Raw genomic sequence first — 11,085 nt, forward strand, 5'->3', positions numbered from 1 at the left:
GACTTTCCGTTGACAGGCCATCGACCGGTTGTCAGCTTCCTGTCGAGACCCGGTGGGTGGACCGGGTGGGCCGATGAAAGGCATGGGACATGGGCGTCACGAGAAGTGCGATCCCGGTGCGGTTCCACGGCGAGGACGTCGGCGGCGTCAGCGGCGTCGGCGAACTGACGTGGGGGCAGCAGGGGATCTGGGAGACGATCCAGCGGACCGGCAGGACGCTGAACATCGGCGGTGCGCTGCCGATGCCGGCCGGGACGAGCGCCGAGGAGATCGCGGCGATGCTGCGGTTCTGGGTCAGCCGGCACCCGTCGCTGCGCACGCGGCTCCGCTTCGCGCCGCACACCCGGCAGGTGGTGGCCGAGTCGGGCGAGTTGCCGCTGCACGTGGTCGACGTGGACGGCGCGGACGATCCGTCCGCCGCCGCGGAGTCGCTGCGGGTCGAGTTCGAGACGCCGGCCTTCGCCTATGAGACGGAGTTCCCGGTGCGGATGGGCGTCGTGCGGCGCGACGGCGAGGTCACCCACATGGTGGTGCAGTACTGCCATCTGGCCGTGGACGGCGGCGCCATCGACGCGATGGTGCGCGATCTGGAGTGCCTCGACCGGAAGACCGGTATCGGCAGCGTGCCGGCCGACGGGCTCAATCCGTTGGAGCTGGCCGGAATCCAGGCCACTCCGGCCGGGCTCCGGCCGAGTGTCAAGTCCCTGCGGTACTGGCAGGAGCAGCTGAACGGCGTGCCCTCGCGCCGCTTCGCCGAGCCGGGCGAAGGGTGCGAACCGCGGTTCTGGGAGCTGTGCCTGTACTCGCCGGCCATGTATCTGGCGCTCAAGTCGATCGCCGCACGCACGGAGACGAACACGACGCACGTGCTCTTCGCCGCGTACGCGGTGGCGCTGGCCCAGGTGACCGGCATCCAGCCGAGCCTCGCGATGACGGTGGTGAGCAACCGGTTCCGGCCGGGGTTCGGCGAGCTGGTCGGGCAGATCACGCAGGCCGGTCTGTGCGTGGTGGACGTCGCGGACTGCACGTTCGACGACGTCGTGGCTCGGGCGTGGAAGGCGGTGACGGCCGGGGCTTTGAACGGCTACTACGAGCCTGCGGCGCACCGCGCGCTGCTCGACCGCTTGGCCGAGGAGCGCGGAGAGGCGATCGACGTCTCCTGCTTCGTCAACGACCGCCGCCGGGACGCCGAACCGCTGCCAGGCGAGCCGCCGGTAACGGAGGACGAGTTGCGCGCGGCGCTGACGTTGAGCACGCTGCGCTGGGATCGGAAGCAGCCCACCTTCGACGCCACTCTTTTCCTCCAGGTGGATTCGGCACCTGATCTCAACGCACCACGGCGGATCGAGGAACAGGACCGGCAGCGGGATCCGGCGGTCTTCCTCGCGGTCTGGGCCGATACCCGGTATCTGCCGCCGCACGACGTCGAGCTCTTCGTCGCCTCGATGGAGCGGATCCTGGTGGCCGCGGCCCTCGATCCGTCTACGTCCACGGATGTCAAAGCCTGACGTTCTTTCTGTTAGCGTTCACACGAGGATCCGGCGCGGGGTGGGGCGCCCGCGCCGGATCCGGCCGTCACGGCCGGGGGACCCGGCCGGACCGACTCAGGAGGCGATCTTCCAGTCCTGGCAGAAGTTGTTCAGGGCCTGCCATTCATCGACCTTCGTCCCGTTCGCCGTGCCACAGTTGACCGCATCGAGGACCATTCCGCTGTTCACATTGACCAGCGAATAGTACGAACCGTCCGGGATGACCTGCCACTCCTGGCAGGTGTTGCCGAGCGAGGCCCACAGGTCCACGGCCGTGCCGTCGGTCCAACTGCAGTTGGTCGCGTCGAGCATGGTGCCGCTGTTGACGTTCTTGACCGTGTAGATGTTCGCGCCGACGCTGGTGAACACCCACTCCTGGCAGGTGTTGCCGAGCGAGGCCCACAGGTCCACGGCGGTGCCGTTGGTCTTCACGCAGTTGGTGTCGTCCATCACGGTGCCGGCGTTGACGCTGGTGACCTTGTACTGGGTGCCGGAGCTGATCGAGACGCTCTGCGCCTTGTACGCGGCCGCGACCACGTTGGACTGCACCGAGTTGTCCGCCGCGTCGGTCGGGTAGCCCTTGGTGATGACGCCCTCGAAGAACGAGCCGACCGAGCCGTCGCTGTCATCGCCGCCGGTGCCGAGGATGATCGCGCCCTCCTGGTGCATCGGCTCGTAGCCGCCGGTCGTGGGCAGCGAGCCGCTGTACCACGTGGTCAGGCTGCCGGACTGCGAGTTGCCGCCCTTGATCGCGTACGTGTTCGTGCCGTTGTCCTTCACCAGTGCGGTGACGAACGCGCTGGAGTTGCCCTTGTTGGAGGTGTCCGAGCCGTTGCCGCCGGCGAACAGGCCGTTCTCCAGGTCGGCCTGGACCCACGGCCCGCTGCCCGAGCAGGGCGAGAACCAGCACTCCGAGCCGAAGTTGATCGCGTCCATGTGGCCGTTGCCGGTGTCGGTGCTGCTGGTCTCGGCGTTGCCGTAGTCGAAGCAGCAGCGGTTGTTGTAGTGCGTGCCGCTGGTGACCATGTACGCGCCCTGAGCGGCGCTGCCGGTGGGCACGCTCGAGGTGCTGTTGTCGCGGTAACCGACGCCGGCCGAGACGTAGACGCCGTACACGGTGTGGCCGTCGACCGTCACGGGCAGCGCATTGGCGATGGCGCCGACGTTCTGGCCGCCGTAGCCGCCCGGTCCCTCGATCGTCAGGGTGTTGCCGTGGCCGGACTGGTCGAAGATCTCGGTGATGGTGCAGATGGTGCCGGAGCAGAACGAGTTCTGCGTCGAGGCGTTGGCGTAGCTGCCGGCCGAGACCGGGTAGATCGCCGTGCTCGAACCGTCCGAGGCCCGCTTGACCTCGTAGAGCGCGCCGGAGTAGGCGGCGAACAGCGCGCGGGTGGTGCTGTGCGCGGCCACGCAGGGCGTGCCGGCCGAGGCGTAGATGTCGCAGGGTTCGGACGTCGCCGCCTGGGCGACGCCGGAGGCGCCGAACAGCACCCCGGCGCCCAGGACGAGCACGCCGACGGCGGACAGCAGGGTGGTGCGCAGCCGCTGGCCGGCTCTGGGGTTGCGGCGGAGCAGTGCACTTTCAAGCCTTCGCCTGAGGGACAAGGCGGGCTCCTTTCATCTCCGCGGGTCCGCGGCGTCGCTGCCGGGACCCGGGTGGGTGAGGGTCGCCATACGCGGACGCCTGCCGCGCGCGCTGCGGCGGCTTCCGCGTGCTCCTCGTCCGTCAACGGGGCAATACCGCCGGCGGCGCGAGGCCTGCAAAGTGTTAGCGCTAACATTTCGGTCGAAGAAAAAGGGCGCACGACAACTACGGAAGTCTCGCGGCACTCTCGCCGACACGATGGGCTCACTATGGACCCCGATATCGGTGCCGTCAAGGTTTCGGAGTTCCACCCCGGGGCGAAGCAGAGATCATCTATACGCTCCGCGATCTACGTCGCAGTACCTTGAATAAGAGGTGCGCACACTGCGGACCCGCCAGGGCACGCTCCCCTATGCGCGGTGGCCGGGCTGCCTTAAGCTGACCTGAATACGCGCGGCACCAAGCGGAAATCCACTGATCACTTCACTGCCTCCCAGAGGTCGGAGTCGATGAACGAGGCTGCCAGCGCCCTGATCCGTCCGGCTCCAGCCCGCCCGCCGGGCCCGCCCGCGCCGCACTCGGGAGCCGCGGCCGCCACCGGGAACGCCGCTCCGCAACCCGACGGCCACACCGAGGACGAGCCGTTCCTGCCGAGCCCGCAGCTGCCGGCCGGCGGCGGGGCGATCCGCGGGATGGGGGAGAAGTTCTCGGTCGCCCCCTCGCGCGGAACCGCGGCGCTCTCGGTGCCGCTGGCGCTCAGCCGCGGCCGCTCCGGCGTCGGCCCGCCGCTCGCCCTCGGCTACGACTCGGGCGCCGGCAACTCCGCCTTCGGACTCGGGTTCGACGTGGCCGTGCCGCGCATCTCGCGCAAGACCGCGAAGGGCGTCCCGCGTTACCCGGACTGCGCCGGGGCCCCCGGCACTGACGAGCGGGACGTCTACCTGCTCTCCGGCGCCGAAGACCTCGTCCCCGCGCTCGTCGCCCAGTCGGACGGCAGTTTTCTGCCGGACACCGCGAACGAGACCATCGACGGCGTCGCCTACCGGATCGAACGCTACCGGCCGCGGGTGGAGGGCGGGTTCGACCGGATCGAACGCTGCGTCTCGACCGTGACCGGAGACGCCTTCTGGCGCACGGTCTCCCGCAGCAACGTCACCAGCCAATTCGGCCGCAGCGCGGTGGCTCGCGTCTGCGATCCAGCCGACCCGACCCGCGTGTTCGAGTGGCTGCTCGAGCAGACCGCCGATGATCGCGGGAACGTGACGGCGTACACGTACAAGGCGGAAGACTTCGAAGGCGTCGAGTCCAGTCTGTTGAGCGAGAGGCACCGGCTAGGCGGGCCGGCGCCGGCGCAGCGCTACCTCAAGCAGGTCAGCTACGGCAACCGCACGCCTGGTGTGGCGACACCCGCCTGCTTCCTGGTCGTGTTCGACTATGGCGAGCACGACCAGGCCCCGGACGAGGTGCGACCGTGGCCGGTCCGTCAGGATCCGTTCTCCAGCTACCGGTCGGGCTTCGAGGTCCGCACCTGGCGGCTTTGCGGTCGTATTCTGATATTCCACACCTTCGACGAGCTCGGCGACGGTCCGACGCCTCGCCTGGTGCAGTCCACCGACCTGGGTTACCAGCCAGATCCTGCTGCCACGCAGCTGGTCTCGGTGACGCACACCTCTTACCTCTGGGACGGCGCCGCGTACCAGACCCAGAGCATGCCTCCGCTCGAGTTCGAGTACACCGAATCCGGCCCCGACAGTGTCGCGCGCGAAGTCGATCTGCCGCCTGCGCCCGACCCGGAGACGGCCGGGCCGTACTGGATCGATCTGGACGGCGAGGGCATAGCCGGCGCGCTCACCCGCACCGGCGGGGGCTGGTGGTACCAGCGCAATCTCGGCGGAGGCACCCTCGACGCTCCGGAAGCCGTGCCCCTCACCGCGACGTTGGGCCTCGCCGGTGACCGGATACGGCTGGCCGACCTCGCCGGCGACGGCCGCCTCAGCGTCATCGTGACCGATCCGGGCCGCGCCGGAAGCACCGAGCGCGGCATCGAAGGCGACTGGAGTCCGTTCCGCCCCTTCCAGACCCGGCCCGCCCTCGACTTCGACGACCCGGGCATGCGGCAGACCGATCTCGCGGGCGCCGGCCTCTCCGATGTGCTGATCGGGGAGGGTTCGGGCCTTCGCTGGAGTCGTTGCCTTGGCCGTGACGGATACGGGCCGGTGCTTGACGTGGTCTTCGACGGCGTCACCGGCGACGGGACGGAGGCGCGGGAACAGGCCGGGCCGCCGCTCGGCTACGTCGATCCGACCGGCTCCACCTCGCTTGCAAACGTCTCCGGAGACGGCCTCGCGGACGTCGTCCGCGTGCGCAACGGAGAGGTCTGCTACTGGCCCAACCTCGGCCACGGCCGTTTCGGCGGCAAGGTCACCATGGACGCCGCTCCGATCTTCGACAGCCTCGACCACTTCGACCCACGCCGCGTGCGCTGGGCTGATATCGACGGCTCGGGCACCGCGGACCTGCTCTACCTCGGCCCGGACGGCGTGCGCTACTGGATCAACCGCGCCGGCAACGGTTTCGGTCCCGAGCAGCGCATCGACCTACTGCCCTCGGTCGACAACCTCGCCACGCTCGCCGTCATCGACCTCCTCGGCACCGGCACGCCCTGCCTCGTCTGGTCCTCGCCGCTGCCCGGCTCGCCGGTCCGCTACGTCGACCTTGCCCGTGGCAGCGCACCCGAAATCAATCCGGCGGACCCACGCCTCGCCGGCTGGAAGCCGCGACTGCTGCGCGTCTCGCGCACCAACACCGGCGCCGAGACAGTGATCGAGTACGCCTCGTCCACCCGCTTCTACCTGGCCGACCGCGTTGCCGGGACCCCGTGGGTCACGCGGCTGCCCTTTCCGGTCCACGTCGTGGCCGCCACGACGCTGACCGAAAACGTCTCCGGACTGAAGGTCGGCAGCAGCTACACCTACCGGCACGGCCACTACGACGGCGTGGAGCGCGAGTATCGCGGCTTCGGCATGGTCGAACGTACTGACGTGGAGGCATACACGGGCCCTGAAGCCCCGAGCCCGAACGATCTGCCACCCGCCCGCGCACGTACCTGGTACTACGTCGGTTCAGACGCGGACGTGCTGACGGACTGCTTCAGCGGCGACTCGCAAGCCGTCCCGCTCGACGGGCTCGACCTCGACCCCTGTTCAGCCCGCGAGTACCGGGAGGCGCTGCGCGCCGCGGCCGGCCAGCCACTGCGCACCGAGATCTACGCCGACGATGCGACGTCGTCGGCCGCGATGCCGTATTCGGTCGCGGAGCACCGCTACCACGTCACCCGCCTCCAGCCGGCCCGGCCTGGCGAACACGCCGTTTACCACGTCTACGAGCTCGAATCAGTCAGCTACCAGTACGAACGCAACCCAGCCGACCCGCGCATCGCCCACCAAGCGACGCTCGAGGTCGACGAGTACGGCAACGCTCTCTCCCAAGTCGCCGTCAACTACCCGCGACGCACGCCCGCGATACCCGAGCAGTCCACGACGCATGTGGTGTGGTCGGTCAAAGCCGTCGCCAATACCGACACGCTGCAGACGCGGCTGCTCGGCACGGCCGTCGAGACGCGCGCCTTCGAGGTCACCGGCTTGTCCGCGCCCGATCCGGCGAGCGGGCGCTACTCCGTGGCAGACCTCACCGCGCACCTTGCCGCCGCAGTAGACGTCCCCTTCGAAAACGTCTATACGGCCAACCACCCGAGCACCTCGCCCACCCGCCGACTCCTTGCCGACGTCCGGATGCGCTACTGGGCCGACGACCTGTCCGCTCCGCTGCCCCTCGGCCAACAGGGGCTCAGGGCCCTGCCGTGGCAGTCATATAGGCGCGCGCTGACGCCCGGTCTGCTCACCGCCGCGTACGGCTCCGGCTTCGACGCGAGCGTGCTCACCGCTTCCGGCGGTTACCTCGCCGAGGACGGCGACTGGTGGATCCCGACTGGCGTGCACGGATACGACGCGGCGCACTTCTACCTGCCGACCATGCAGACCTCGGCGTTCGGGAACGTCTCCGGCGTGGTCTACGACGCGTACGACCTGCTCCCCGTGACCGCCACGGCATCGCAGACCGCGCCGTTCGACCTCCTCACCACGAAGCTGACCAACGACTACCGCGTCCTCGCGCCTTCCGTCACCACCGACGCGAACGGAAACCGGCGCCGCGTCGCCTTCGACGTGCTCGGACTCGTCACGCAGGCCTGGGTGGCGGGCAAGGAGGGTTCGAGCGACGGGGATCCCGACGCGCTGCCTGGAGCCCTGTTCAGTTACGACCCGGACGCGTGGCGCGCCTCCGGCATTCCGCTCTGGGCGCTCGGTGAGACACGCGAGCGGCACGGAGACGCTTCGAGCCCGTGGCAGCGGATGAAGGCGCACACCGACGGGCTCGGCCGGCTGGCGATGGCGAAGAATCAGGCCGCGCCCGGCCTGGCCTGGACGCTCGACAGCCATGGCAACGCCGTCCAGGTCGACACGAGCCCGAATCCCCGCTGGGTCGGCACCGGGCGGATCGTGCGGAACAACAAGGGCCTGCCGGTAGAGAAGTACGAGGAATACTTCAGCGCCACCTCGGACTACGAGAGTGCTGACGCGCTGGTCAAGCAGGGTGTGACGGCGGTGGTGGGCTACGATCCGCTGGGTCGCGCTATTCGTATCGACAAGCCTGACGGCACCTTGACCCGCGTCGAGTTCGATCCCTGGCAGCGGCTCGAGTACGACGCCGGAGACACCGTGCTCGAGAGCCGCTGGTACACGGTGAACAGCGGGGCCGGAGCCACCGCAGCCCAGCAACGCGCCGCGTCGCTCGCCGCCGCCTACGCGAACACCCCGGCCACGGTCCTGCTCGACACCCTCGGCCGTCCGGTGCGCGCTCGCGCGGACAACGGCCCGGACGGCGTCTACGAGATCACCGTCGAGCTCGACCCGATGGGCGCCACGCTCAAGACCACTGACGCGCGGGGTCTCGCCGCCGCAACGCAGATCGTGGACATGACCGGCAGGGTCCTGGCCGTGAACTCCGCCGACGCCGGGCCAAGCACCGCCGTGCCGGATGCCGCCGGCCTGCCGCTCAGCCACACCGATGGCGTCGGGAACGTCGTCACCTATGCCTACGACCAGCTGCGGCGGTCCACCGAAACCTGGGTCACGGCGCCGGGGGAGACCAAGGCACGGCTGACCGACCTCGCCGTATACGGAGAACAGCACCCGAATGCGGTCGCGCTCAACCTGCTCGGGCTCGTGCATCGCCGTTATGACCAGGCCGGGCTGAGCATCGCGGAGTCGGCTGACTTCAAGGGCAATCTGCTGACCACCTCGCGCCGCCTCGTCCCGCTGGCGAGCGCTGCCACCGGCACCGCGCCTGATTGGAGCGCGTTGCACGGCCAGCCCCTGTCCGCGCTCGACGGCCTGACCGCGGCGCTCCTCGACACCGAGACCTTCACGACCTCCGTGTCCTTCGACGCGCTCAACCGTCCCATCGTCAGCACTCTGCCCGACGGCACCAGGATCCAGCCCTCGTACGACGCCGGCGGGCTGTTCAACGCCGTAGGGGCGTATCTGGGCAGCGCGACCTCCGTCACCTCGTTCGTGGATTCGATCGACCACGACGCCAAGGGCCAGCGGTTGCGCATCGCCCATGCGAACGGGGCCACGACGGCTCTCACCTACGATCCGGAGAGCTTCCGGCTCACCGGCTTGGAGACGACCGTCGCCGGGGGCTCGCCCTCGCTCCTGCAGAGCGCGGGCTACACGTATGACTCGGTCGGCAACATCGTCGAGCTCGACGACTCTGCAGCGCAGACCGCGTACTTCGCCGGGGCCGTCGCGGCGCCCGGGGCCAAGTACACCTACGATCCCGTGTACCGGCTGAGGTCGTCCTCCGGCCGCGAGCACGCCAGCCTCGGGGTGCAGCCCGACGACAAAGAGCCGCAGTACGCGCCGCTGCCGCACCCCAACGACGCGCAGGCCATCCGCCCGTACACCGAGACCTACACGTACGACGCAGCGGGCAACATCCTCTCGCTCGCCCACGCGGCCGGTACGAGCGGCACGTGGACCAGGCGCTACACCTATGACACGGCGTCGGACCGCCTCTTGAGCCACACCCGCCCGAGCGACCCGCCGATGAGCCCGGGAACCGCGGCCTTTGTCCACGACGCCAACGGCCGCATGACCACGATGCCGCACCTGCCCGGCGCGCTCGGCTGGGACCACGCCGACCGCTTCGTCACCGCGGACCTCGGGGGAGGCGGCACCGCGGCCTACGTCTACGACGCCGTGGACGCGCGGGTCAGGCGGATCGTCGGCCACTCCGGCGGCTTGGTCGAGGAGCGGATCTACCTCGGCGCGTTCGAGCTCTACCGCCGATACCAGGGCACGAAGCTGATTTATGAACGCCGGACCGTCCATATCACCGATGCGGTGAACCGCATCGCGCTCATCGAGACGGTCACGGTCGACACCGGCGACCCGGGGTTCGACGCCGCGCCCGCGATCCGCTACCAGCTCGGCGACCACCTCGGCTCCTGCGTGCTCGAACTCGACGAGCACGGCGCGCCGATCTCCTACGAGGAGTACCACCCGTACGGCACCACCGCGATCTGGATGGCGCGCGGCGCCGCGAGCGTGAGCACGAAACGCTATCGGTACACCGGCAAGGAGAAGGACGACGAGACCGGGCTCTACTACTACGGCTCTCGCTACTACGCCTGCTGGCTCGGCCGCTGGACCTGCCCGGATCCCGGCGGCCCCCAGGACGGCGTCAACCTATTCATGTACGTGCGAGGCAATCCCATCCGGCTGGTGGATCCCAACGGCCAGGACGGCAAGGAGAAGAACGCCGAGCAGATCGCCGCGGACCAGATCCGCGCCGCCGTGCACATGGATCCGACTGAGTACGTACTCTCGCTCGGCAAGCCCTACTCCATGGTCTACACGCGCGACCTGCTCATCGAGCAGGGCAAGCTGCACAAGGACGGCAGCCCCACCGACCCGGCCCCGCCGCCGCCCCCGCCGCCGGACACCCACCCCCGCGACCCGCATCCGCAGCCGCGGATGGAGATCCGCGCGTCCACGCACGACGAGATCGTGCAGGCCGACGCCGCGCAACGGGCCGAGTACGAGCAATACCGGCGCGAGCACTACCCGACCGCCTTCGAGCGGCACCAGGACGAGATGGCGAACCTGTCGAAGGCCGTGGACCCGAGCAACATGGGCGTGATCAAGGCGCCGGTCGCGCTGGTCTACATGGCCGCGGGCGACGACGTGAAGACCGCGCAGCAGAAGGCCGCCGTTGTCGATCAGGGCATGAACATGGCCGCGCTGGTGGCCGCGACGAGGGCGAACTCGGTGACCGAGACGAAGTGGGGCGCCGACGTGCCCGATCAGGCCGACCCGCACGGCTCGCCGGTGATCGCCCTCGACGAACGGGCCGCGTACCTGGAGCAGCGGGCGGCCAGCCGCAAGGCCGGGCAGCCGAAGGTGACCAGCAACCGCAAGTTCGACGTCATGTCGACTCTCACCCGGACGCAGCCGGTCACCGACGCGCGCGGCGTGGCGGCCGCGCAGGCGGCAGCCGCCGAGTACCGCCAAACGGGGAGCGCGAGCCTGGCCGGCACCGAGGCGCACGACCAGATGGGGTACGCCGGTTCGCAGCAGGGCGTGGACGAGATCACCGGCCCGACCCTGATGGAGTTCAAGGCCCACTTCGGCACGTCGGTGAGCCTCGGCACCTTCCAGCTCTCGATGCGCGGGGCGGACCGGCAGACGCTCGAGGCCCAGGTGCACCTGCAGGAGGCCGCGATCAAGGCGGGCCGGCCGCAGCTGGTGAAGATCAGGATCCAACGCCACATGTTCATCGATCCGCGCACCAACCAGGCCGTGCAGGTCAGCAAGTGACGCGGGGGCAACACACACGGATCAAGGATTC

At 69.5% G+C, this 11,085-nt stretch carries 3 protein-coding genes; 2 read left to right on the top strand and 1 reads right to left on the bottom strand.

Annotated elements, in window-relative coordinates:
* Nucleotides 1-89: 89 nt before the first annotated feature.
* Entirely contained in the window at nucleotides 90-1,508 is a 1,419-nt protein-coding gene (locus ACTRO_RS40080; protein ID WP_034271672.1) for a condensation domain-containing protein, read from the top strand.
* Between the two features lie 96 nt (nucleotides 1,509-1,604).
* On the opposite strand, the gene ACTRO_RS40085 is transcribed toward ACTRO_RS40080, so the two are convergent.
* Nucleotides 1,605-3,104, bottom strand: coding sequence for an arabinofuranosidase catalytic domain-containing protein (locus ACTRO_RS40085; protein ID WP_034278905.1), 1,500 nt, complete (start codon nucleotides 3,102-3,104; stop codon nucleotides 1,605-1,607).
* Nucleotides 3,105-3,623: 519 nt separating this feature from the next.
* Here ACTRO_RS40085 and ACTRO_RS40090 point away from each other — a divergent pair.
* Complete coding sequence (locus tag ACTRO_RS40090) at nucleotides 3,624-11,054, top strand: SpvB/TcaC N-terminal domain-containing protein (protein ID WP_051452129.1); 7,431 nt, start codon at nucleotides 3,624-3,626, stop codon at nucleotides 11,052-11,054.
* Nucleotides 11,055-11,085 lie beyond the last annotated feature (31 nt).

Origin of the sequence: Actinospica robiniae DSM 44927 (assembly GCF_000504285.1) — a bacterium.
In the GTDB taxonomy this organism is placed as follows: Bacteria; Actinomycetota; Actinomycetes; order Streptomycetales; family Catenulisporaceae; genus Actinospica; species Actinospica robiniae.